The organism is Desulfosporosinus paludis (assembly GCF_045689965.1).
Classification (GTDB): Bacteria; Bacillota; Desulfitobacteriia; order Desulfitobacteriales; family Desulfitobacteriaceae; genus Desulfosporosinus; species Desulfosporosinus paludis.
On the sequence record NZ_CP144211.1, the window covers coordinates 1,588,640 to 1,614,458 of the forward strand.

A 25,819-nucleotide genomic window follows, 5' to 3' on the forward strand; every position below is an offset into this window, starting at 1 on the left:
AAACTTGGAAATATAGCCAATATGTTTTAAATGTAATTTTAGTTTTAATGTGTTAGAATCTGTTTGTCCAAAGGTTAAAAGTTTCAAGAACACTAACACAAACATTCGAAAGTAAATGATTATGTTTATGTTATTGTAGCCCTTCTTTGAGATCCTCAATTATTAAAGTTCTAAAGGGTACCCACTGGAGTGATAACTAGATCATTTGGAGGGACGCCTTCAAATTATCCAGTGGAATACTTTTAGATACTGCGCAATGTCTAAAGATTAATAATATTTCTTTCTAAGGAGGTGAGAGACGGATAAACGTCTCTATGGTCCCCATGTTCGCTAAATGATTCATTTAGAAAAAATCACAAAAAAACCGTTTCAAAATTGAGAGGAGATATTTTAAGCATGAAAAAGACTAAAAAAGCTTTGGCATCATTAGCAATCGCTGGTATGACCTTGAGCGCGATACCTTATAATGCATTCGCAGCAAGTACAGTTCCAACTCGTTTAGCTGGCACAACCGCTGTTCAAACCGCAGTAGCCATCGCTGATCAAACAGGCTGGACAGGTGCTGCTGTTCTGGCATCATCCGCTTCCTATGGCATGGTAGATGCACTGACTGCTGGACCACTTGCTACTTTCCTTAAGGCTCCAATCCTTCTTCAAGATTCCAGCAACACTTTGAACGCTGATACAAAAGCTGAACTCCAAAAACTGAATGTAACTAAGGTTTATGTAACAAGCGGAACCGCAGTTATCAGTCAATCCGTGCTTGATCAATTATCCGGTATGGGTATCAGCGTTGTTTCCCTCGGCGGAAACGACCGTTTCGAAACATCCGCGAATATTGCTAAGAAAATGGTTGAGCTTGGTGCCCCAGTCTCTAAAGTAGCTGTCGCTTACGGCTGGTCGAACCAAGATGCTCTCTCGATTGCCTCGATAGCTTCTGCTTCCAATGAACCCATTCTTTTAACCGAGAAAGATTCAGTACCTTCTAGTGTACAAGCTTTCTTGTCCGGCAAAAATATTACTTCCTCTGATGTAATTGGTGGAACAGCAGTAATCAGCGATGCTGTAAAAGCTCAATTCCCCAATGCAACCCGCCACTTTGGAAATACAGCCTATGACACCAATAACCAAGTCATCCAAGACTTTAGCTCATCCCTCAGCTTTGACAATGTTTATGTAGCTAACGGCAAAACTGCTATCGATGCTCTTGCCGGTGCACCCCTCGCAGCCCAAAATAAGTCTGCTATCGTCCTTACCGACGGAACTGTTCCTGCTGCTGCTACGTTCGTACACAGCAAGCTCGGTGCTAATAGTATTGTTACTGCTCTTGGTGGAACGGCAGTTGTATCCGATGCTGTACGCACAGGTATAGTAAACGGCACTGTACCAACCCAGGGTGACTTAGCCGTCACATCCGTAACTGCCGTAAGTGCAAATAGCTTTAAGGTTGTCTTCAATCAAGCTCCTGCAGATACTTCCAAAGTAACGTTTGATGTTGAGAACTCGACTACTCCTGTAACTGTCACTGCAACTTGGAATGCTGATAACACAGAAGCAACTCTGAGCAACTCTGCTAATTTCCCTGAAGGAACTTACAGTGTTTCAGTCAAGAATGACACAGCAGATCTGGGAACATCATCCGTAACTGTAGCACAACAAAAAATTGCTTCTATTAATATCACATCCGATAAATTAGGTGTTGTTACCAATTCTGATAACAGCCAAACAGGATATGCAACCTATAATGTATTAGACCAATACGGAAATGATATCACAACTTCGTCTCTTGCTAATGATCTCACCTTCCAAAGCGGCGTTGGTGCTGTCGATGCAAAAAATGGCTTGCTTAAATTAACTCCAAGTTCAACCACTTCGAATCTCATGCAGTTTTCCACAGTTGTCATCACTGGATATGATTCAACATCAGGAGTTTCTGTCAGTGCAACCTTAACAACCTCCACTCAAATTGGCACATTGCAGGATTTCCAACTTGGAACTTTGACGAATGCTGATGGCAAAGTGCTTACTGCAGGCGATACCAGTGAGTTCTATGCAAGCTTTACGGCTACTGATATGAGCGGTAACCCCACCACAAGTTATGATTTGATTAAAGGTGGATTAATCTTACACTCTGACAGTAATGGTAATAACAATCTGTTGACGACTTCTAATTCCTATGTAACAGCTTCTCTGGAACAAGATCCAACAGATTCGACTAAAGCTGTTATTAAAGTAGTTGCTACTGGTGATAGTAATTCTATTACTATGGACATGCCGACCATTATCACTGCTATGACCTGGTCTGGAAAAACTTCAACTCTCAATACAACCTTGCACAAATCGTCTCAAGTAGACTCATTTACGCTAATGTCTCCTGCTGAGAGTATTGCAGTTAACGAGGGAAAAGCAATTCCATTTACAGCTTTAGATCAAAATGGACAACCTATCACCAAATACAGTGATTTAGAAACCACTAATCTTACGATTAGTAATGCCAAACTTGTAGAAAATACTGATGGAACTGCTAGTTTGTTAGCTGGCCCGAATGGCGATGGATTTACCAATGATGGACAACAAGTGATTACCGCTACGACATCAACCGGTAAGTACAGCTCAATAACTATCAATGTTCAAAAATATGCTAAGGCTGACACATTATCTTTAGATTCCTCCGTATTGTTAAGTAATATGCAAAGTAACGCAAGTCAAGGCATAGACTTTGGTTATAACTATGGTGGTTTCACTGTTAAAGACCAATATGGAAGAGTCTTTGACATGGTAGGTAAGTCTAATGGTGCAGCAGTTGGAACTACACCAGCATATAATTATGAAATTTTAGCTACTGCTTCAGGCGCTGTTACGGTTTCAGGTTCTGATAAAAATAAAGCCGTTATTCCAAATGGAGATCCTATAGCCTATGGTGCTAATGGTATTCAGGTTTCCGCAAAAGACGGTTACCAAACTACAGGCGGAACTGGAACCGTGACCTTCCAATTAGTTAATACCTTGGATGGCCATGCCGGAACCGCAGCGGATCCACATACTGTAATTGATTCTAAATCAGTAACCATGCAAGTCCTTAAAAATGATGACATTAAGGGATATACAATGGATACTGTAGCAAATCCAATTTATGCTGATGCCACTGGAACTGTCAGTGGAAGAGTCGATGGTTTTGCTGCTAACCCATACGTTTATGGTACTACTGCAAGCGGATCAAAAGTAATGTTAGCCGGCACTCCAATTATCGGGGCGAGCGTTGACAGTTCTGACTTTGGAATTGAGAATGCTAACAATGCATTGATCTCAGCAGCAAATCCAACAACTTATGATGGTGTAAACGTGTATGCTAACACATTGGCCAATAATGTCACTTCATCCAGCACTACCTTAGGTGTAACTATTATGGGTGCTGATGGAAAAGTGCATTCCTTAACGACACCGATTAAATCTTCAACAGCCGTACCAGTAGCTAGTTCGCTTGTAGCATCTGTCGCAACTTACGAAGCTGGCGTTACCCTCAATGATGCAGGAGACATTGCCCATGTAAATGCAAGCGATCTTGCAGCAGGAAAGATCATGGCCAGATTCGATCAAAATGGTGCTGTTCCTAGTGCCGGCCGAGCTGGAGTATATTTCTACAGTAAAGATCAATATGGTACGAAAGCAGCTGCTTTAGCTCAGATCGTATTGGTTTCGGATGTCGGTGGAAATGGCTCGTTTGGTATTGATCCAGATGGAACAATTAAAGCAGGTTCAACTGTTGCCTCAGGTGAGAAGATTACAGTTAGTGCTGTTACTCCTAATGGATTGGTGAAAACTATTCAAATTATTGTCGACTAATTTGATATCACGTTGACATTAAGAATGGCTAAGCGCTTCATGAGAAATTAATATTCGCTCAAATCTTGCTAAGGGGGCTAGCTCCCTTTAGCAAGATTTCCTGGATCTCAACCGATGCTGCCTCTCGTGATGTTCAAGGACATTCATGAAGAGGCAGCTTCCTTATTACGTTCAAGAACAAAAAGAGAGAGCAAACTTTCGGGTAATTACCGATTTTGCTCTCTCTTTTGTTTTTGAAACTAAACGACCACCGACTGAAGTCGGAGGGTTAGAATTCTGACCTCCGGTCGGCTGAAAGACCTGATTGTGCTAAAAGCGCACGGTTTTAAACCGAGCCGCCTAACGGCGGGCTCAAGCAATCCTTGGAAAATAAAACTTAATTCTCGAATAAGTTAGGATATAATCTGACATTCTTCACCTTCCAAGTTCCTTTTCACATAAACTATTAGTTTCTGCAATTTATCTTGATGTTCAGATAAGTGATCAAGCTGTCAAAGAAAGGTTACTCATGTGGATACCGCTTGTCAATGAAATTCAGAGACAATATGGTGTTGAAAATGATCCAGAAAACTATCACGGGTATAAATAACGAATAGCCTAATGCGGTTTTCTTCTCCTTTTATTTAGCAGTATAAGATAAATAGTTATCTTGATGGCGTAGCGATATCATCTTTATTGTTGAAAAATATTTAATATTTTACTTCTAAATTCATACTCGTGAAAAATTAAACTTATTAATTCTTGTCAAAATTTTATTTCCATAAAATACCCATTTTAAGAAAATGTCAATTTATAGCCATTTGTATTAAGTTTTATTAAGCTTTAATTTCTTATATGTCAAGAATCCTAATTTGTAAGTAAAACTTGGAAATATAGCCAATATGTTTTAAATGTAATTTTAGTTTTAATGTGTTAGAATCTGTTTGTCCAAAGGTTAAAAGTTTCAAGAACACTAACACAAACATTCGAAAGTAAATGATTATGTTTATGTTATTGTAGCCCTTCTTTGAGATCCTCAATTATTAAAGTTCTAAAGGGTACCCACTGGAGTGATAACTAGATCATTTGGAGGGACGCCTTCAAATTATCCAGTGGAATACTTTTAGATACTGCGCAATGTCTAAAGATTAATAATATTTCTTTCTAAGGAGGTGAGAGACGGATAAACGTCTCTATGGTCCCCATGTTCGCTAAATGATTCATTTAGAAAAAATCACAAAAAAACCGTTTCAAAATTGAGAGGAGATATTTTAAGCATGAAAAAGACTAAAAAAGCTTTGGCATCATTAGCAATCGCTGGTATGACCTTGAGCGCGATACCTTATAATGCATTCGCAGCAAGTACAGTTCCAACTCGTTTAGCTGGCACAACCGCTGTTCAAACCGCAGTAGCCATCGCTGATCAAACAGGCTGGACAGGTGCTGCTGTTCTGGCATCATCCGCTTCCTATGGCATGGTAGATGCACTGACTGCTGGACCACTTGCTACTTTCCTTAAGGCTCCAATCCTTCTTCAAGATTCCAGCAACACTTTGAACGCTGATACAAAAGCTGAACTCCAAAAACTGAATGTAACTAAGGTTTATGTAACAAGCGGAACCGCAGTTATCAGTCAATCCGTGCTTGATCAATTATCCGGTATGGGTATCAGCGTTGTTTCCCTCGGCGGAAACGACCGTTTCGAAACATCCGCGAATATTGCTAAGAAAATGGTTGAGCTTGGTGCCCCAGTCTCTAAAGTAGCTGTCGCTTACGGCTGGTCGAACCAAGATGCTCTCTCGATTGCCTCGATAGCTTCTGCTTCCAATGAACCCATTCTTTTAACCGAGAAAGATTCAGTACCTTCTAGTGTACAAGCTTTCTTGTCCGGCAAAAATATTACTTCCTCTGATGTAATTGGTGGAACAGCAGTAATCAGCGATGCTGTAAAAGCTCAATTCCCCAATGCAACCCGCCACTTTGGAAATACAGCCTATGACACCAATAACCAAGTCATCCAAGACTTTAGCTCATCCCTCAGCTTTGACAATGTTTATGTAGCTAACGGCAAAACTGCTATCGATGCTCTTGCCGGTGCACCCCTCGCAGCCCAAAATAAGTCTGCTATCGTCCTTACCGACGGAACTGTTCCTGCTGCTGCTACGTTCGTACACAGCAAGCTCGGTGCTAATAGTATTGTTACTGCTCTTGGTGGAACGGCAGTTGTATCCGATGCTGTACGCACAGGTATAGTAAACGGCACTGTACCAACCCAGGGTGACTTAGCCGTCACATCCGTAACTGCCGTAAGTGCAAATAGCTTTAAGGTTGTCTTCAATCAAGCTCCTGCAGATACTTCCAAAGTAACGTTTGATGTTGAGAACTCGACTACTCCTGTAACTGTCACTGCAACTTGGAATGCTGATAACACAGAAGCAACTCTGAGCAACTCTGCTAATTTCCCTGAAGGAACTTACAGTGTTTCAGTCAAGAATGACACAGCAGATCTGGGAACATCATCCGTAACTGTAGCACAACAAAAAATTGCTTCTATTAATATCACATCCGATAAATTAGGTGTTGTTACCAATTCTGATAACAGCCAAACAGGATATGCAACCTATAATGTATTAGACCAATACGGAAATGATATCACAACTTCGTCTCTTGCTAATGATCTCACCTTCCAAAGCGGCGTTGGTGCTGTCGATGCAAAAAATGGCTTGCTTAAATTAACTCCAAGTTCAACCACTTCGAATCTCATGCAGTTTTCCACAGTTGTCATCACTGGATATGATTCAACATCAGGAGTTTCTGTCAGTGCAACCTTAACAACCTCCACTCAAATTGGCACATTGCAGGATTTCCAACTTGGAACTTTGACGAATGCTGATGGCAAAGTGCTTACTGCAGGCGATACCAGTGAGTTCTATGCAAGCTTTACGGCTACTGATATGAGCGGTAACCCCACCACAAGTTATGATTTGATTAAAGGTGGATTAATCTTACACTCTGACAGTAATGGTAATAACAATCTGTTGACGACTTCTAATTCCTATGTAACAGCTTCTCTGGAACAAGATCCAACAGATTCGACTAAAGCTGTTATTAAAGTAGTTGCTACTGGTGATAGTAATTCTATTACTATGGACATGCCGACCATTATCACTGCTATGACCTGGTCTGGAAAAACTTCAACTCTCAATACAACCTTGCACAAATCGTCTCAAGTAGACTCATTTACGCTAATGTCTCCTGCTGAGAGTATTGCAGTTAACGAGGGAAAAGCAATTCCATTTACAGCTTTAGATCAAAATGGACAACCTATCACCAAATACAGTGATTTAGAAACCACTAATCTTACGATTAGTAATGCCAAACTTGTAGAAAATACTGATGGAACTGCTAGTTTGTTAGCTGGCCCGAATGGCGATGGATTTACCAATGATGGACAACAAGTGATTACCGCTACGACATCAACCGGTAAGTACAGCTCAATAACTATCAATGTTCAAAAATATGCTAAGGCTGACACATTATCTTTAGATTCCTCCGTATTGTTAAGTAATATGCAAAGTAACGCAAGTCAAGGCATAGACTTTGGTTATAACTATGGTGGTTTCACTGTTAAAGACCAATATGGAAGAGTCTTTGACATGGTAGGTAAGTCTAATGGTGCAGCAGTTGGAACTACACCAGCATATAATTATGAAATTTTAGCTACTGCTTCAGGCGCTGTTACGGTTTCAGGTTCTGATAAAAATAAAGCCGTTATTCCAAATGGAGATCCTATAGCCTATGGTGCTAATGGTATTCAGGTTTCCGCAAAAGACGGTTACCAAACTACAGGCGGAACTGGAACCGTGACCTTCCAATTAGTTAATACCTTGGATGGCCATGCCGGAACCGCAGCGGATCCACATACTGTAATTGATTCTAAATCAGTAACCATGCAAGTCCTTAAAAATGATGACATTAAGGGATATACAATGGATACTGTAGCAAATCCAATTTATGCTGATGCCACTGGAACTGTCAGTGGAAGAGTCGATGGTTTTGCTGCTAACCCATACGTTTATGGTACTACTGCAAGCGGATCAAAAGTAATGTTAGCCGGCACTCCAATTATCGGGGCGAGCGTTGACAGTTCTGACTTTGGAATTGAGAATGCTAACAATGCATTGATCTCAGCAGCAAATCCAACAACTTATGATGGTGTAAACGTGTATGCTAACACATTGGCTAATAATGTCACATCATCCAGCACTACCTTAGGTGTAACTATTATGGGTGCTGATGGAAAAGTGCATTCCTTAACGACACCGATTAAATCTTCAACAGCTGCACCAGTAGCTAGTTCGCTTGTAGCATCTGTCGCAACTTACGAAGCTGGCGTTACCCTCAATGATGCAGGAGACATTGCCCATGTAAATGCAAGCGATCTTGCAGCAGGAAAGATCATGGCCAGATTCGATCAAAATGGTGCTGTTCCTAGTGCCGGCCGAGCTGGAGTATATTTCTACAGTAAAGATCAATATGGTACGAAAGCTGCTTCTTTAGCTCAAATCGTATTGGTTTCGGATGTCGGTGGAAATGGCTCGTTTGGTATTGATCCAGATGGAACAATTAAAGCAGGCTCAACTGTTGTTTCGGGTGAGAAAATTACAGTTAGTGCTGTTACTCCTAATGGATTGGTGAAAACTATTCAAATTATTGTCGACTAATAGTCACAGCGTTAAAGAAAAGACTAAATTTTGCTCAGGTCTTTGCTAGAGGGCTAGTCCTAGTCCTCTAGCAGGACATGATGAATCTTAACCAGGGCTGCCTCTAATGATGTTTAAAGACATTCATGAGAAGGCAGTTCCTTTTATTTTGCGGACAATTGAAATAACATAATCTTCAAAAAGTAATTACTTTATTCTTTCCTTTGTTTGGGGAAGATTGACATTTGGATTAACCTACTGTTATCACAAATACTGATTATAAACAAATCTTGTTAAAAAATTTCAAATAAGATCATTATGATATTTACAAGTGATACTTTTGATCATATAATAACCATATATATAATCACTTATGCAAAAACTCAATGTAAGATTCTCGAAGGAGGTGATCCCGTGAAGCCATCCTACCTAACAGATATCATGGAGATTATCAACACCCTCGAACCGAAATCAAAAGCATTACCATATCTGGAGCTCGACTCCATGATGCTTTCCCAAGTCGTTGAAGTTGCTCAAAGAGTGAGTCAAAATGATATCAATAACACACATATTCAAAACTGGGTTCGGCGCAAGTATCTTCCTAATCCTCAAAAAAAGAAGTATAACAGGGAACAGGTTGCTAACATTTTGCTCATCAATGATCTGCGTAATATTTTATCCTTGGAGGAAGCCTCCCGTTTGCTTGGGTTTGTCAACCAAACCTTAGCCGATAACTCCGATGACCGAATCAATCCATCGAAACTCTATAAATATTACAGTGAGATCTTTGATCGAACCCAACTCGACTGGCAAAAGTCCTTAGAGCAGCTAGCCAATGAAGTAAACGACTCTTTAGCTGAGGAGGAAATGAGTGAAGAAGATAAGGAAAAAGTCGCTGTTACTTTAGTAATTCTTAATTTATTGGCAAGAGGTAATCTCTATAAACAAATCGCTGAGCATTGGTTGAAAATTTTGCCTCAAGAACCTAAAGACATGAATTTTGGTAAAGGTTCTTAACAAGGAGGGGGAAACGTGGGGACTGAGTTTGTTGTTACTTTATTTATACTCGGAATTGTCCTCTTATTTTTGGAACTGTTTGTTCCTGGTGGAATTCTCGGCTTCTTAGGCATCGTTGCTTTGGTTGTAGGGATTATGCTTTCAGTTGATTCGTTACTCCAAGGTCTGCTTTACGTGGGTTTGTTATTAGTTACACTAGCAGTGTTGATCGCTTTAAGCTTTCGTTTCTCACAAACCCGCCGTTTTTGGGGAAAATTCGCCTTGAAAACCCGTCAGACCCAAAAAGAGGGCTATGTAGCTCCTAAACCAAGTTATGAGAACTTCTTAGGTAAACAAGGAATCGCCCTCAGTCAATTGCGTCCAGCGGGAACGGCGGATTTTAGCGGCGAACGACTTGATGTCGTCACCGAAGGCGGGTTCATTGCTAACGGTTCGAAAATTTTGGTCATCGCTGTTGAAGGTCCGCGTGTAATCGTCCGCCAAATTAAAGATTAAGCATGTAGAATATTAGGGGAGGTTTTAAGAATGACCGGAGCTTCATTATTGTCTCTTATCCTTTTAATACTGGCTATCATGGTAGTGGGTGTTCTATTAACGTTTATACCTATCGGTCTTTGGATTTCTGCCTTAGCTGCTGGAGTCAACGTCGGAATCTTTTCCCTCATTGGAATGAGACTTCGACGTGTAACACCCTCCAAAATTGTTAACCCCCTCATTAAAGCTCATAAAGCCGGTCTAGATATTACAACCGCTCAATTGGAAGCCCATTACCTTGCCGGCGGAAATGTCGATCGAGTTGTTAATGCTCTAATTGCTGCTGAACGTGCAGCTATTCCTCTTCTTTTTGAGAGAGCAGCTGCCATTGATCTCGCAGGTCGGGATGTGTTGCAAGCTGTGCAAATGTCCGTTAACCCTAAAGTCATTGAAACACCCATCGTATCTGCTGTCGCCCAAAATGGAATTGAGCTACGAGTTAAAGCTCGTGTGACGGTACGTGCAAATATTGACCGACTCGTGGGTGGCGCAGGGGAAGAAACCGTTATTGCCCGAGTTGGGGAAGGAATTGTAACAAGTATTGGTTCTTCAGACTCCCATAAGGCCGTATTAGAAAATCCAGATTTGGTATCCCGTACTGTCTTGTCTAAAGGATTAGATTCCGGTACCGCCTTTGAAATCCTCTCCATTGATATTGCAGATGTAGACGTTGGTAAAAATATCGGTGCCCAATTACAGACTGACCAGGCAGAAGCCGATAAACGAATTGCGCAAGCTAAAGCAGAGGAACGCCGAGCAATGGCTGTTGCAAGAGAACAAGAAATGAAAGCATCCGTTCAGGAGATGCGCGCGAAAGTCGTTGAAGCAGAAGCCGATGTGCCTCGAGCCTTAGCCTCCGCCTTAAGGGAAGGAAAAATGGGTGTGATGGACTATTACAATATGCAAAATATTATGGCCGATACGACTATGAGGGAAAACATTGCCCGCACTGGCAAGGCGGATTCCGGGGATCTCACCCCCAGAAAGTAGGGGGGAATTACAATGGATATATTATCGTTTCTTCCTATCATCGTCTTGATTTTTGCCATTGTCTCTAAAATGAATAAAGGTGCTGCCAAAATCAATCAGCGTCCTAGAACTCCTTACGTCCCTTCCTCTTTCAGGATTCAGGATCTCGAAACGTCATTACAAAAGTGGCTTTCTTATGAAAGTCCGACTCCTAACCCTAGAATTTTCGAGGATCGAAAGGACTATCGAGCAGAAGAAGCTCCCTGGATGGATGATTCACTTGAAACCGAGGGGACTCCAGGAATTGAAGGTACGGCTGGGATCGAAGGAACACAAGGAATAGAAGGGATTTCAGGGACCGAAGTAGAAAATTTACAAAAGAGTTCATCAGCGATTGATCCCGATACCTCACAGTCAGAAGAACGTTATTATTTCCCTGACTTCATGGAAAGAAACCTAGCAGATGCTGTTATCTGGACTCAAATACTCGGCAAACCTAAAGCTCGAATCAATAGGCCTTTTGCGAGAAACCTTTAATCAACGTCTATAGTTTACTGCCCTCAACTGACCAAGAGTCTGGTTGAGGGCTATCCTATTACGACTATAAAGCGATACGGCTCTATGGTATAAAAATGTCGAAAAAGAGGAAATAGCAGGCAAGCGTTGCCGTTGTAGTTAAAACATAGGCTATCATTAACACTTGCCATTCATTTATCTATAAATTCTATAAGATCCCCCATTTTTGTTAAGTAACAGTATAATAGTTATACAAACGCTGCCCAATAAAACTAATCACGGTAATAACACATATATCGCCCATCACATAATTTGGGGATTGCGCGCAACATTTGAAAGTACTGCTTTATAATTTCCGGATTTTCCTCGACATCAAAATAGTCCATAGATTTTCTTAATAACTTGACACCTGCTTTTTTCTTTTTAAAGGGAGCCTCTCTCCCAACAATCTTAAGAGAACAGACCCCCATTGCTTTAAGTTCTGGCAAGGCACAAAGACCACACATACCCATAGGATCTCCCTTTGGACTCGTACTTTCACCCATATTCTTGATTCCAACATAGATAAATTCTCGATAATCTACTAGATGCTCGGAAAAAGAAAGACTATCTTCTCTTCCTGACTTTCCATTACTATCGAACAGTTTATAAACCCAATGCGGATTATGACAGATTGCTCCACCAAAGGCATGATTCGCAAAACAATAAGCCTCCTCAAAAATACACCCATCGTTGAGTACGAAAGCTTCATACTCTATGTCCGGACCAATCTCTTGAATGATTCGGGCCATTTCTTTCACACGGACATATCTTGGAAAAATAATTCTCGAAGCACCTAAAACATGAAAAAACTTAGCGGCTTGGGTATTTAAAATTGCTCCCATACTACTTGCATGAAGTTTTGCCTCTATCTTATTTGCTAAAAAATAGATTTTTTAATTATGAAATTGGACTTTAAATAAAGCTCTGAATCCAAAGAGTAATCTAAAATAGCCTAAGACATATTAATCTTTGTACCACCTTATTGAAAATTAAGGAGAACTCTCTACAAACTGCTCTGTAGGGGGCTCTCCTTTTAAAATTCTATGTACTAATACGGTGGGATACTGACAAAGACTGGGTGAAGCATTTATGTTAGCATTGACTATCAGTAATTTACTACTTTAACTCTATTATATCTCTAAAACATCTAGTATAATAATTGTGGTCAGGGTCACAATGTTGGACTTTAAGGGTATTGTGTTTACTCCTTTCCTCTATGCCAAAAACAGCAATTTTAAATTATTCAAAGGATGATGGTCAAATAATGAAGCGTAAAATCATAACAATAGACGAACAATCGTGCAACGGATGTGGCCTATGCGTTAATGCCTGTCACGAGGGGGCATTGAAACTAGTTAATGGGAAAGCAAAGCTTATTTCTGAGAGCTATTGTGATGGTCTAGGCGACTGTCTACCCGAATGCCCGAACGAAGCTATCACCCTTGAGGAACGTGAAACTGCCGATTATGATGAGGCAGCTGTCAAAGAGCACCTGAAGCTAAGTCATGAACAGCCCAAATCACTGTTATCCTCCGGTTGTCCCGGCACCCAAACAAAATTTTTGGATAATAATCAGCTAAAGACTTCAATGAGTTTATCACAGGAAAACTTACAATCACAGCTTGGTCAATGGCCCTGCCAGTTAAAATTAGTTTCTGTGGATGCACCCTACTTTGATAATGCCCATCTACTTTTAGCTGCAGATTGTACTGCGTTTGCATATCCAAATATTCACCAGCAGTTCATGCGGGGTAAAATTACCTTGATTGCCTGTCCAAAACTGGATGACACTGATTACTCAGAGAAACTAACCGCTATCCTGAAAAAACACTCAATAAGTAATGTGACTATCTTAAAAATGGAAGTACCCTGTTGCGGAGGGCTTGTCAATGCGGTTAAGAATGCTTTATCGAACTGCGGTAAATTGATTCCTTATAATGTTGTCACGATATCAATAAATGGAATTTTATTATAATCTAAACTTTATCGTTTTAGCAATTCAACTACCTGCAAGACTTATCTCCTACGACATCAATCAGCAAGAACTCCTGCTTTGAATTGGACGAGCGTAACTCCAAGGCTTTGACATGATTTCATGCTCTTTCCCCACATGGCTACCCCAAACAAAAACTCCTGCCGTGTGCCGAAAGTCGGATGAGACTTTCGGCACATTGCGACTTATAACGCAGACTCCTGCAGTGTGGATCCCGAACGGGTGGAACCCCGTTACTTTCATTCTTCCAAAGCTCTGTATCGCTATCGTTCAAACTGCTCATCAAGAAAACACAGAGAGACTATCTCCTTAGAGATAGCCTCTCGCTTGTTACCTGGCGATGACCTACTTTGCCAGGGGCTTGCGCCCCAAGTATCCTTGGCCCTGAAGGTCTTAACTTCCGTTCGAGATACGAAAAGCGGACGAGCTTTTCGCCACGTTGCGTCCCGTAACGCATACTCCTGCAACGTGGATCGAACGGGTGGAACCCCGGTGCTTTGCTTTCAATTTCTTTCATGAAACACAGAAAGGCTGCCTTATGGCAGCCTTTCGCTTGTTTACCTGGCGATGACCTACTTTGCCAGGGGCTTGCGCCCCAAGTATCCTTGGCCCTGGAGGTCTTAACTTCCGTGTTCGAGATGGGAACGGGTGGAACCCCTCCGGCATGATCACCAGATCTTTGAGATCGTCTCGTCCTTGCGAACGCTGTTCTCTCAAAACTGCACAGAGTTTCTTTCTAGCTTCGTCATTAGTCCCTTGAGCCACTTACCCTAGTCATGTTCATGATGCTGATTCGTTAGGTCAAGCCCTCGACCGATTAGTACCAGTCAGCTCCACACCTCACGGCGCTTCCACATCTGGCCTATCAACCTGATCGTCTTTCAGGGGTCTTACCGAGTTTTCACTCGTGGGAAATCTCATCTTGAGGTCGGTTTCGCGCTTAGATGCTTTCAGCGCTTATCCGCTCCGAATATAGCTACCCAGCGATGCCTCTGGCGAGACAACTGGTACACCAGTGATTCGTCCATCCCGGTCCTCTCGTACTAGGGACAGATCCTCTCAAATTTCCTGCGCCTGCGACGGATAGGGACCGAACTGTCTCACGACGTTCTGAACCCAGCTCACGTACCGCTTTAATGGGCGAACAGCCCAACCCTTGGGACCTACTACAGCCCCAGGATGCGATGAGCCGACATCGAGGTGCCAAACCTCCCCGTCGATATGGACTCTTGGGGGAGATAAGCCTGTTATCCCCAGGGTAGCTTTTATCCGTTGAGCGATGGCCCTTCCACTCGGTACCACCGGATCACTAAGCCCGACTTTCGTCCCTGCTCGACTTGTTGGTCTCGCAGTCAAGCTCCCTTTTGCCTTTACACTCTGCGCGCGATTTCCAACCGCGCTGAGGGAACCTTTGGGCGCCTCCGTTACTCTTTAGGAGGCGACCGCCCCAGTCAAACTGCCCACCTGATACTGTCCTAATCCCCGATTCAGGGGACCTAGTTAGAACTTCAGTACAAAAAGAGTGGTATCCCACCGTCGACTCCACCAAGGCTGGCGCCCTAGCTTCTCTGTCTTCCACCTATCCTGTACATTTTATACCAAAATCCAATGTCAAGCTGCAGTAAAGCTCCATGGGGTCTTTCTGTCCTGTCGCAGGTAACCCGCATCTTCACGGGTATTACAATTTCGCCGAGTCCCTCGTTGAGACAGTGTCCAGATCGTTACACCTTTCGTGCGGGTCAGAACTTACCTGACAAGGAATTTCGCTACCTTAGGACCGTTATAGTTACGGCCGCCGTTTACTGGGGCTTCAATTCAAAGCTTCGCCTTGCGGCTAACCTCTCCTCTTAACCTTCCAGCACCGGGCAGGTGTCAGCCCCTATACTTCTCCTTGCGGATTGGCAGGGACCTGTGTTTTTGTTAAACAGTCGCCTGGACCTTTTCTCTGCGGCTCTTGTTCCCAAGAGCGCCCCTTCTCCCGAAGTTACGGGGCCATTTTGCCGAGTTCCTTAACGAGGGGTTTCTCGCGCGCCTTAGGATTCTCACCCCATCTACCTGTGTCGGTTTGCGGTACGGGCACCAAGTTGCTCACTAGAGGCTTTTCTTGACAGCATGGAGTCGGTTACTTCGCTACTAATTTTCGCTCCCCATCACGTCTCAGAGTTTAGCAGGGCGGATTTGCCTACCCTACCTCCTACTCGCTTGGGCGTGCTCAACCAACGGCACGCTTAACCTATCCTTCTGTGTCTCCCCATTGCTCAATCGCTTCTCGGTGGTACTGGAATTTCAACCAGTTCTCCATCACCTACGCCTTTCGGCCTCGGCTTAGGTCCCGACTTACCCTGGGCGGACGAGCCTTCCCCAGGAACCCTTAGATTTTCGGCGGACAAGATTCTCACTTGTCTTTTCGCATACTCATACCGGCATTCTCACTTCTATCCACTCCACCATTCCTTACAGAATGACTTCTCTGCTGACAGAACGCTCCCCTACCCCTTACAGTTTCCTGTAAAGCCATAGCTTCGGTGATACACTTGAGCCCCGTTACATTTTCGGCGCAGAACCACTCGACCAGTGAGCTATTACGCACTCTTTAAATGGTGGCTGCTTCTAAGCCAACATCCTGGTTGTCTGTGCAATTCCACATCCTTTCCCACTTAGTGTATACTTTGGGACCTTAGCTGATGGTCTGGGCTGTTTCCCTTTCGACTATGAAGCTTATCCCCCACAGTCTGACTCCCAATCTAAACATCATGGCATTCGGAGTTTGATAAGGTTCGGTAACCTGGTAAGGCCCCTAGCCTATTCAGTGCTCTACCGCCATGGTTCATCAATTGAGGCTAGCCCTAAAGCTATTTCGGGGAGAACCAGCTATCTCCGTGTTCGATTGGCATTTCACCCCTACCCACAGCTCATCCCCTGCCTTTTCAACGACAGTGAGTTCGGGCCTCCAGTGGGTTTTACCCCACCTTCACCCTGGCCATGGGTAGATCACACGGTTTCGGGTCTACAGCATGCAACTTTCGCCCTCTTCAGACTCGCTTTCGCTTCGGCTCCAGCTCTTCGCTTTAACCTCGCTGCATACCATAACTCGCCGGTTCATTCTACAAAAGGCACGCCACTACACCGAAGTGCTGTGACTGCTTGTAAGCGTACGGTTTCAGGTTCTTTTTCACTCCTCTTCCGAGGTGCTTTTCACCTTTCCCTCACGGTACTGGTTCACTATCGGTCGCTAAGTAGTATTTAGCCTTGGGAGGTGGTCCTCCCTGCTTCCCACGGGGTTTCTCGTGTCCCGCGGTACTCAGGATCCCCTCACAGAATGTCTCCCTTTCGTCTACAGGGGTTTTACCTTCTCTGCCCGGACTTTCCAGTCCTGTTCAGCTAGAGATCCATTCTTAATAGAGGGTCCTACAACCCCAAGCTCCGAAGAGCTTGGTTTGGGCTCTTCCCGTTTCGCTCGCCGCTACTCAGGGAATCGATGATTCTTTCTCTTCCTCCGGGTACTTAGATGTTTCAGTTCCCCGGGTTGTCTTCTTTAACCTATGGATTCAGTTAAAGATAACCGGACATAACTCCAGTTGGGTTGCCCCATTCGGGGATCCACGGATCAAAGCCTGCTTACGACTCCCCGTGGCATTTCGCTGTTAACCGCGCCCTTCTTCGACTCTTAGCGCCTAGGCATCCACCGTACGCCCTTAATAGCTTGACCTATGTCTTCGCTATCTCTAGGGTTTTCTCAATCCCTGTTCTCTTTCTCAAAAAAACCTGGCTTGAGGTGATGTTTCCTTTGACTTACTAGATTTTCTTCTCTATGCAGTTTTCAAAGAACAGTAGAAATTATCAAAACTATAAGGATTGGCTCAAGCATGTCTGCCCTTCCTCAATCCTGTGAGTGAGGTCCCTATTGATTTAAATCGATTGAATACTTAAATCCCTTTAAATCGCCTGGTCTCTCAAAACTAAACAACAGCTCTCTCCAATGAGTTGCCGATCCCTCGGCGGGAGTCTCTTAGACTCCTGAGTCTTGCGACTCGTTTTGATCTCGTATCAACCTTGATCTTGCAACCTTGCTTGCTACGAGCATCGACCACTAGGATGTTCGTTTAAAGCCTAAGCTCTAAACCGTGCTCCTTAGAAAGGAGGTGATCCAGCCGCACCTTCCGATACGGCTACCTTGTTACGACTTCACCCCAATCATCGGCCCCACCTTCGACGGCTAGCTCCCTTGCGGGTTACCTCACCGGCTTCGGGTGTTGCAGACTTTCGTGGTGTGACGGGCGGTGTGTACAAGGCCCGGGAACGTATTCACCGCAGTATGCTGACCTGCGATTACTAGCGATTCCGACTTCATGCAGGCGAGTTGCAGCCTGCAATCCGAACTGAGACCAGCTTTCTCGGATTGGCTCCACTTCACAGCTTCGCTTCCGTCTGTACCGGCCATTGTAGCACGTGTGTAGCCCAGGACATAAGGGGCATGATGATTTGACGTCATCCCCACCTTCCTCCGGTTTATCACCGGCAGTCTATCTAGAGTGCTCAACCTTACTTGTTAGCAACTAAATACAGGGGTTGCGCTCGTTGCGGGACTTAACCCAACATCTCACGACACGAGCTGACGACAACCATGCACCACCTGTCTCTCTGCTCCCCGAAGGGCACTCCCTTGTTTCCAAGAGATTCAGAGGATGTCAAGCCCTGGTAAGGTTCTTCGCGTTGCGTCGAATTAAACCACATGCTCCACCGCTTGTGCGGGCCCCCGTCAATTCCTTTGAGTTTCAACCTTGCGGCCGTACTCCCCAGGCGGAGTGCTTATTGTGTTAACTCCGGCACAGAAGGGGTCGATACCCTCTACACCTAGCACTCATCGTTTACGGCGTGGACTACCAGGGTATCTAATCCTGTTTGCTCCCCACGCTTTCGCGCCTCAGCGTCAGTTACAGTCCAGAAAGTCGCCTTCGCCACTGGTGTTCCTCCACATATCTACGCATTTCACCGCTACACGTGGAATTCCACTTTCCTCTCCTGTCCTCAAGATACCCAGTTTCCGATGCACTCTCAGGGTTGAGCCCTGATCTTTCACACCGGACTTAAATACCCGCCTACGCGCCCTTTACGCCCAATAATTCCGGACAACGCTCGCCCCCTACGTATTACCGCGGCTGCTGGCACGTAGTTAGCCGGGGCTTCCTCCTTAGGTACCGTCATGTCCCCTCAATATTTTCAAGAAGACCGTTCTTCCCTAAAGACAGTACTTTACAATCCGAAGACCTTCATCATACACGCGGCGTTGCTCCGTCAGACTTTCGTCCATTGCGGAAGATTCCCCACTGCTGCCTCCCGTAGGAGTCTGGGCCGTGTCTCAGTCCCAGTGTGGCCGTTCACCCTCTCAGGCCGGCTACTGATCGTCGCCTTGGTAGGCCTTTACCCCACCAACTAGCTAATCAGACGCGGGTCCATCCATCATCGATAGCATCTTCAGAGGCCATCTTTCCTTACGCTTTGATGCCAAAGCTTAAGCGTATCCGGTATTAGCCCTCGTTTCCAAGGGTTGTCCCGGTTTGTTGGGTAGGTTACCCACGCGTTACTCACCCGTCCGCCACTAAAAATTCTCTAAGCAAGCTTATTGAATTCTCCGTTCGACTTGCATGTGTTAGGCACGCCGCCAGCGTTCGTCCTGAGCCAGGATCAAACTCTCCAAAAAAGTTATCTCTACTTCTTTGTTTGAAGTTGATATCTTGCTCTTGATTCTTTGTGAAACTCTTGCGAGTTCCTCTCATTGGCTGTCCTTGTTGTTTAGTTTTCAAAGACCATTGGTTTTTGACCTTTTGAGTCAGGAATTTCAGTCTAACACTCTCATTTAACATTGTCAATCATTTTTTTTACTGTTCAACTGACTTGTTTTTGAGAGGCATCATCGCCTTTTGTGGCGCTCAGTTATAGTACCATTATTAAGATGTTATGTCAATAATAAATTTTTCATTATGCTTAATAAATTTTAAAATTTTATTAAGCATAATGACTCCTGCTTGTTTTTATCCCTTTCTTTATGAAACGTTTAGTGAGAAAATCTCTTTTTATCCCCTAGCCTTTTTCATTTCCGGAAAAAATAACACTAGAAGAAGACTGATGACAGCAAAGATAAGGCCAGCCCATCAGTCAATAATTTTAATTCCCCCTGTGGAAAAGCACTTCTTTTAGTTGGGTCAAGTAACAGATTAATGACATCTAAATGTTCTCCAGTTCCACCCTTCAAATAATTCACTAATTTAATATTTAAAACGCCGCCCAATAGAGCTGCCCCCATTGTATTACCTAGGATATTCATAAACATATTCGAAGCCGTGGCAACTCCACGCATTTTCCAATCCACACTGTTCTGAATCCCTACGATAAAAACAGTCCTAGCCAGCCCCATCCCAATGCCGATTAGTAAGGAACCCATACCAGCCCAGAGCTATCCTCTTTGTGGTTGTAATGTTATGAAGAATATTGAACCCATCAAAGTCCAAATGCCACCTATCATTACTATCCGTCGAAAACCATATTTGAACATAACTTTTTCCGAAAATGTTGCCGCTACAACCCAACCCATTGACATAAAGGCAAGTGCAAAACCCGCAACTAGAGGAGGCCTTTCCATTACCCCCTGAATATACTCAAGGAAAATCCTTATCATTAAGACAGTATCCGTTAACGGCATACTATCATGCCTTATGTTTCTCCAAAACAGCCCTGATAGTAAACCATTCAATATCATCTGTAAGCAAATCTTTAATAGGACGTAGTTTCTCACGACCGGCCTTTCTGACCGCTTCTAAGATAAGGGGTTCCTGTTCAACAGGAATGAAATCGTCCCAGGGGACAGCATGTCCCTCAAGACCACAGCGCACAAGATGATCCTGTACAGTAAGTTCTGTTATTTTCCTAACCTGCCCTATCTCTTTTATGGAATACCCTTCTTGGTACAATAAAAGTGATTGGATATGACTTGCAAGTTTATTTCTTACCATATCCCTGTCTGCTAGGTTAACATCAGGGTGCCCCTCTGACGATTTAATCCTCGGCTCCACCGCACCTCTTTCAGGGAATGGAGAGGGAACCACTTTCAGCTTAGATGTTTCCATAAAATTTGCTATTTCATTCAAAAAGATTTCTCCGTATTTTTCAAGCTTTCGTTCCCCGACTCCACTTATTCGGATCATCTCACTAGGATTCAGGGGGCAAGACTGGGACATTTCCCTTAGCGTACTATCGGCGAAAATCATATAGGGGGGTAAATTTTCTTGAGATGCTAATTGTTTGCGCAGAGCACGCAATCGATCAAAGAGACTGACCTCCTCATCAGCATCACGCCTGGATTGCTGGGATACTTTCTTCATTACTTTTGCTTCTCCCTTTATCACTGAAACTGCGGCAGGAAGAAGCTTCAACACCGGGTACTCGCCAGTGGATAATTGCAAATAGCTTTCAGCTACCAAATAATTAATTAGATCTTTAATTTCTTGAAGTGGAGTTTCTTTCATAAGTCCATGCGTAGAAAGCCTGTCAAAATTCAGTTCCAGGATTTTCGCTTTGCGTGATCCCTTCAGCACCTCCGCGACCAATCCGACGCCAAACCTTTCTTTCATTCTGTAGATGCAAGAAAATATTTTCTGAGCATCTACAGTTATGTCTACCATCTCGCGAGCATCCTTACAATTGCTGCAATTTCCACACTGATCTTGAAGGTTAACTTCTCCGAAATATTCCAAAATCGTTTTTCGTAAACAACGAGGCGTATGACAATAATCCACCATTCCCTGGAGTTTTTTATGCTCGTTCAATTTTCGCTCGGGCTGAAAAACACTTTGTTCAATTAAGAACCTTTGTAAAACGACATCTTGAGGTGAAAAGAGCAACGTACACTCTCCTGGCTCCCCATCACGCCCGGCACGCCCTGCCTCTTGATAATACGCTTCCATATTTTTCGGCATATTATAATGAATGACATATCGTACATTAGATTTATCGATACCCATACCAAAGGCATTGGTGGCTACCATGATTGGCGTTTCATCAAAGAGGAAACCTTCTTGGCTTTTCTGGCGATCCTCGTCACTCATACCCGCATGATATTTTCCGACCTTCAAACTATGCTTCAATAAAAATGTCTGAAGATAATCCACTTCTTTTCGAGTTCCTGCGTAAATTATCCCCGACTGGTCATTGTGGATTTGAGCATATTCCAGAACAAATGCCTTCTTATTTTCTCCGCGAATTGTCGTGAAGGACAAATTCGGGCGATCGAAACCTGTCACGAAGACATTGGGATGATTCAATTCTAATAAACGAACAATATCTTTCTGAACCTCTTCCGTTGCTGTCGCAGTAAAAGCCCCAATGACCGGTTTTTGAGGCAGAGATCTCAGAAAAGGCCCAAGCTGTAAGTAGCTTGGCCTGAAATCATGTCCCCATTGAGAAACGCAATGGGCTTCATCAATTGCTAAGAAAGAGACATTCAGAGACCTTAAAAGTGTCCGAAAACTATCCGATTCTAAACGTTCTGGAGCAACATAGATAAGTTTATACCTTCCGTGAGCAGCCCGCTCAATTCGAGATCTCACTTCCACGAGGGATAAAGAACTATTTATGAAAGTCGCTGAAACCCCAAATTGTTGGAGAGCATCAACTTGATCCTTCATCAAGGAAATCAATGGCGAGATTACAAGTGTAGTTCCTTTAAACAACAAAGCCGGGATTTGATAAGCTAATGATTTTCCGGCTCCTGTAGGCATTATAGCCAACGCATCTTCACCGTTAAGCAGACTCTCTATCACTTTTTGCTGCCCATCTCGAAACTGGGTATAGCCAAAATACTTGCGCAGCACTTGTAAAGCCTCATCTATCAGCATAATGAACAACTCCTTAAGTTATAGAAACAAAACTACCTTTATTATAGCAAAAAACCATGGCTAAAAGCTGTTTCTTAACCTCAAAGCAATTCATCATTTGTGGTATATAAAATATCCGTTAAATTAATACTTAGCAACATGATTTCCTTATAGGAACAGGATATATCAGTACAGTTCATCAAGCCTTATGAGTTTTTCGTTAAGTAGAATCAACATCTCAGGAGCTTATTAAGAGTCAGCATTATTATCCGCTTTATTGGGGGAGAGTCAGTAATCCGAAGAGCCTGGCAAGTTTGGCAGTATTTTAGCGGAAACCTCTGCCGCATGCCATTGAATAGGGCTTTTAGATTTCTCTTGTTCATCAGATTTATCAAATTCGGTCATTTGACCCCAATACCGTTTCGGCATGAGATTCATGCGGCAACGTGGGTTGTCTCTGCCTTTAATGGCAATCGTTTTATAAAATTGTTTCCATAAACGTCGGTACTCAACTTCATTATCGTCGACTTCTGGCAATGTTAACTCATCGACATAGATCAATTCCGCTTTATGTGACTGATAAGTCAAGGCCATACTGTGGGTTTTGTCATAAATCATAAACGATTCATTGCGAAATCGATCACAGAAATGCGGAAAAATAAGAGGCAATACATTGTTTTTGGGTTCTATGACAGCCACAAGCACTTCTCCATAAATAGAGAACCGAATGAATCCCTTATACTTATGGCTTTCTGAGGTCAGACGACGAACTGCTTTTTGGAGGGAGCAAACCGTATCATCAGCAAGCATCGTCATGACTTTGCCCCCATGTTTGTACCCCAAAAGCAGGAAATGATAGATTAACATTTCTCTGTGGGGGGCACACGATAAAAAGCCCAGTCTGACCAACTCCTGAGCTTGAATCGAAATTTTTAAAGGGATTGAATCGTAAACTCTGCGCGCCTTATGTTCGTCCGTCTCAATCCATTTTGCCGTATCGAAGAGACACTGCTCCACACTGGGGGGCCGAATGCTGCTGGGTACCTCCTTTTGCGCGTAACTTTCAAAAACGCAGCACATCAGTCCTTCAAAGCTTCCATCGTAGGCGTAGACTATATCTGCCCTGTCAGGCATTGCTGCACATCCTCCCTCGTAATCAACGGTTCATTAAAAAGTGACAGCTGTTCAGGATAAGAATAATGAGATGTAAGCTTAGGTCGATCGGCCAACAGTGCTCTAATTTGCCCATCTGAAGCGATATTAAGTCCCGCCATGATCTTTCCCTTACAAGTAATAAAATATTGAGCCCGCTTTAGCACAATGCCCATTTTCTTGAGTCCTGTGAAATCAATCGCACCGCTTTTCCTTGCCGTGAGAATACGCATGGCGCCAGTTACACCGATTCCCGGAATACGCAAAAGCATTTCATACGGCGCTTTGTTAATTTCAATCGGAAACTTCTCCAAATGATTGAGGGCCCAATTGCACTTTGGATCAACCTGTAAATTGAAATTGGGGTTCTGTTCATTAAGCAGTTCTTCGGCTTTAAAACCATAAAACCGCAATAACCAGTCCGCTTGGTAAAGTCGATGCTCGCGCATTAAGGGTGGTTTGGTATCTACGGCAGGTAGGAGTGAATGCTCAGTAACGGGCATATAGGCAGAGAAAAAGACTCTTTTGAGATGATATTTTCTGTAAAGTCCTTCAGTAAGAGTTAATATTTTTTGATCCGTTTCAGGAGTCGCCCCTATAATAAGCTGCGTACTTTGTCCAGCCGGCACAAACTTAGAAGCGTGCCGGAATTTCACGAGATCCGTACTGTTTTCCTCTATCTTATTGCTGATCAGTCCCATCGGCCGCAAGATTGACTCTCTTGTCTTATTAGGTGCCAAAAGCTTTAAACTCTCCTGGGATGGAAGCTCAATGTTTATGCTCATCCGATCTGCTAAAAGTCCTAAACGCGTAATCAGCTCACTATCTGCTCCCGGTATAGCCTTGACGTGAATATATCCCCCAAAATGGTAATCATTGCGCAATAATTCAAGAGCCTTAGTCATTTGTTCTATAGTATAATTAGGGTTTTTAATTACTCCAGAACTGAGAAATAAACCCTCTATGTAATTACGTCGATAAAAGTTGATAGTAAGTTCCGCTAGTTCCTTTGGCGTAAATGCCGCTCTTAAAGTGTCGTTTGACGCACGGTTGACACAATATTTACAATCAAAGACGCAGACATTCGTCATCAGTACTTTTAAAAGAGATATACATCGCCCATCTGCGGCGAAACTATGGCAAATTCCAGCACTTGTGGTGTTTCCTATCTTACCCTGCTTACCGTTTCTATCGACACCACTGGATGTGCATGCAACATCATATTTGGCTGAGTCTGACAATATTGTTAATTTGTCAAAAACATCCATCTTCAACACCACCTGTCTCCAAGAACATAACTGCTATGAACACTATAAATCAAAACATATGTTCTTGTCAAAGGAGAAAAACCAAACATTTGTAAGGCTATCAAGTATAATCCCTTCCATATTCTAGGGCTTTCGATAAGGTTTCAGTAGCTAATCGGATCTGTTCTTCGGTTGGTTCTGCTGTAACAATATACTTCTGAATGAGCCCCGCGATCAAAAACGCTGTTTTTAAACGATAACGACAAGAACTCCAATTGTAGATTTCATAACTAATCCCTAAGACTGCAATCATTAATAACAGCGGCATAGTAACAAACGAGAACAAAATCACGATTGGAATTGCTATCACAGCTATGTTAGTTCCACAACGTTCGCTAATTCGACTGGCCTCTCTTACCGCGCTTAATGAAAGATCAGCCCCACTGGTATAAATGTTGTAGGCTTTGTGTTCCGCTCCATGGAACTGCCAAAGACGTTTCAGAAGAACTACCAGCATGAATAAAACAAAACCATAGATGGCAAGATCAATCCATACTGAATCAAAACCCATCAACTCATTAGCAGGAAGCGCCCACTCCCAAGGAATAGCCAGAAAAAGGATAATGGCGAGAAATAATTTAAGATTAAGTTTTATTAGCTTAGAAACTCCACGTAAGAAAGGTACTTTATCCATCAGATCAAATACTCTCATTCCGGGTAATCGACGTACACTGATGGATATGTTTCCTTGTGATAACCTTCCACGTATGACATGTGTGTCGGTAGCAAAGGTAATCCCGTTCAGATGTGCCCGCCCGCCTATGACCGTCAAATATCTCACCTTCATTAAAACTCTTTACAAATACTTTATAGCTATTTAAACTTTTTCTCAGTTAAAGTTATTTAAGCTTCAATCTATAAACTAATCTTCTTCTCTATTCTTGCAGTCAACTG

Annotated in this window: 13 protein-coding genes and 3 rRNA genes; 7 read left to right on the plus strand and 9 right to left on the minus strand. The window is 43.2% G+C overall.

The genetic code is table 11. From position 1 onward, the window contains the following. Positions 1-396: 396 nt before the first annotated feature. The 6 genes from VZF35_RS08145 to VZF35_RS08170 all read left to right on the plus strand — a co-directional run bounded on the left by VZF35_RS08145 (position 397) and on the right by VZF35_RS08170 (position 11,582). Positions 397-3,843: a cell wall-binding repeat-containing protein gene (locus VZF35_RS08145; RefSeq protein WP_407312643.1), complete on the plus strand. Its 3,447-nt coding sequence runs from the start codon at positions 397-399 to the stop codon at positions 3,841-3,843. A 1,256-nt stretch (positions 3,844-5,099) separates the two neighbouring features. Next, positions 5,100-8,546, plus strand: a complete 3,447-nt coding sequence (locus VZF35_RS08150; protein WP_407312645.1) for a cell wall-binding repeat-containing protein — start codon at positions 5,100-5,102, stop codon at positions 8,544-8,546. Between the two features lie 420 nt (positions 8,547-8,966). Then, positions 8,967-9,542, plus strand: a complete 576-nt coding sequence (locus VZF35_RS08155) for a DUF1836 domain-containing protein (RefSeq protein WP_407314534.1) — start codon at positions 8,967-8,969, stop codon at positions 9,540-9,542. Positions 9,543-9,557: 15 nt separating this feature from the next. Next, positions 9,558-10,037 (plus strand): NfeD family protein, encoded by a 480-nt coding sequence (locus tag VZF35_RS08160; protein ID WP_407312647.1) that lies wholly within the window; start codon positions 9,558-9,560, stop codon positions 10,035-10,037. A gap of 30 nt (positions 10,038-10,067) precedes the next feature. Then, positions 10,068-11,066, plus strand: coding sequence for a flotillin-like protein FloA (floA, locus tag VZF35_RS08165; protein ID WP_407312650.1), 999 nt, complete (start codon positions 10,068-10,070; stop codon positions 11,064-11,066). A gap of 12 nt (positions 11,067-11,078) precedes the next feature. Further along, on the plus strand, positions 11,079-11,582 hold the full coding sequence (locus tag VZF35_RS08170; protein WP_407312652.1) for a hypothetical protein: 504 nt from the start codon (positions 11,079-11,081) through the stop codon (positions 11,580-11,582). Between the two features lie 251 nt (positions 11,583-11,833). On the opposite strand, the gene VZF35_RS08175 is transcribed toward VZF35_RS08170, so the two are convergent. Then, positions 11,834-12,493, minus strand: a complete 660-nt coding sequence (locus VZF35_RS08175) for a U32 family peptidase (protein WP_407314536.1) — start codon at positions 12,491-12,493, stop codon at positions 11,834-11,836. Positions 12,494-12,867: 374 nt separating this feature from the next. Here VZF35_RS08175 and VZF35_RS08180 point away from each other — a divergent pair, with 374 nt between their 5' ends. Further along, on the plus strand, positions 12,868-13,578 hold the full coding sequence (locus VZF35_RS08180) for an ATP-binding protein (RefSeq protein ID WP_407312654.1): 711 nt from the start codon (positions 12,868-12,870) through the stop codon (positions 13,576-13,578). Positions 13,579-14,155: 577 nt separating this feature from the next. Here the strand turns inward: VZF35_RS08180 and rrf are convergent. From rrf to VZF35_RS08220, 8 genes are all read right to left on the minus strand, one after another. Continuing rightward, positions 14,156-14,272: ribosomal RNA gene (rrf, locus tag VZF35_RS08185) — 5S ribosomal RNA — on the minus strand. 121 nt (positions 14,273-14,393) lie between these two features. Beyond that, positions 14,394-17,305, minus strand: a 23S ribosomal RNA gene (locus tag VZF35_RS08190). Positions 17,306-17,731: 426 nt separating this feature from the next. Next, positions 17,732-19,297, minus strand: a 16S ribosomal RNA gene (locus VZF35_RS08195). The 16S, 23S and 5S rRNA genes sit together here, the layout of an rRNA operon. A gap of 411 nt (positions 19,298-19,708) precedes the next feature. Continuing rightward, positions 19,709-20,038 carry a hypothetical protein gene (locus tag VZF35_RS08200; protein ID WP_407312656.1) on the minus strand — a complete coding sequence of 110 codons (330 nt, stop codon included), beginning with the start codon at positions 20,036-20,038 and terminating at the stop codon, positions 19,709-19,711. A 262-nt stretch (positions 20,039-20,300) separates the two neighbouring features. Continuing rightward, positions 20,301-22,484, minus strand: coding sequence for a DNA helicase RecQ (gene recQ / locus VZF35_RS08205; RefSeq protein ID WP_407314537.1), 2,184 nt, complete (start codon positions 22,482-22,484; stop codon positions 20,301-20,303). A gap of 270 nt (positions 22,485-22,754) precedes the next feature. Next, positions 22,755-23,600: a TIGR03915 family putative DNA repair protein gene (locus VZF35_RS08210; RefSeq protein WP_407312658.1), complete on the minus strand. Its 846-nt coding sequence runs from the start codon at positions 23,598-23,600 to the stop codon at positions 22,755-22,757. Then, positions 23,579-24,886, minus strand: a complete 1,308-nt coding sequence (locus VZF35_RS08215) for a putative DNA modification/repair radical SAM protein (RefSeq protein WP_407312660.1) — start codon at positions 24,884-24,886, stop codon at positions 23,579-23,581. Before VZF35_RS08215 ends, VZF35_RS08210 begins: the two co-directional genes overlap by 22 nt. Positions 24,887-24,986: 100 nt before the next feature. Next, positions 24,987-25,712, minus strand: a complete 726-nt coding sequence (locus VZF35_RS08220) for a DUF1385 domain-containing protein (protein WP_407312662.1) — start codon at positions 25,710-25,712, stop codon at positions 24,987-24,989. Positions 25,713-25,819: the final 107 nt, after the last annotated feature.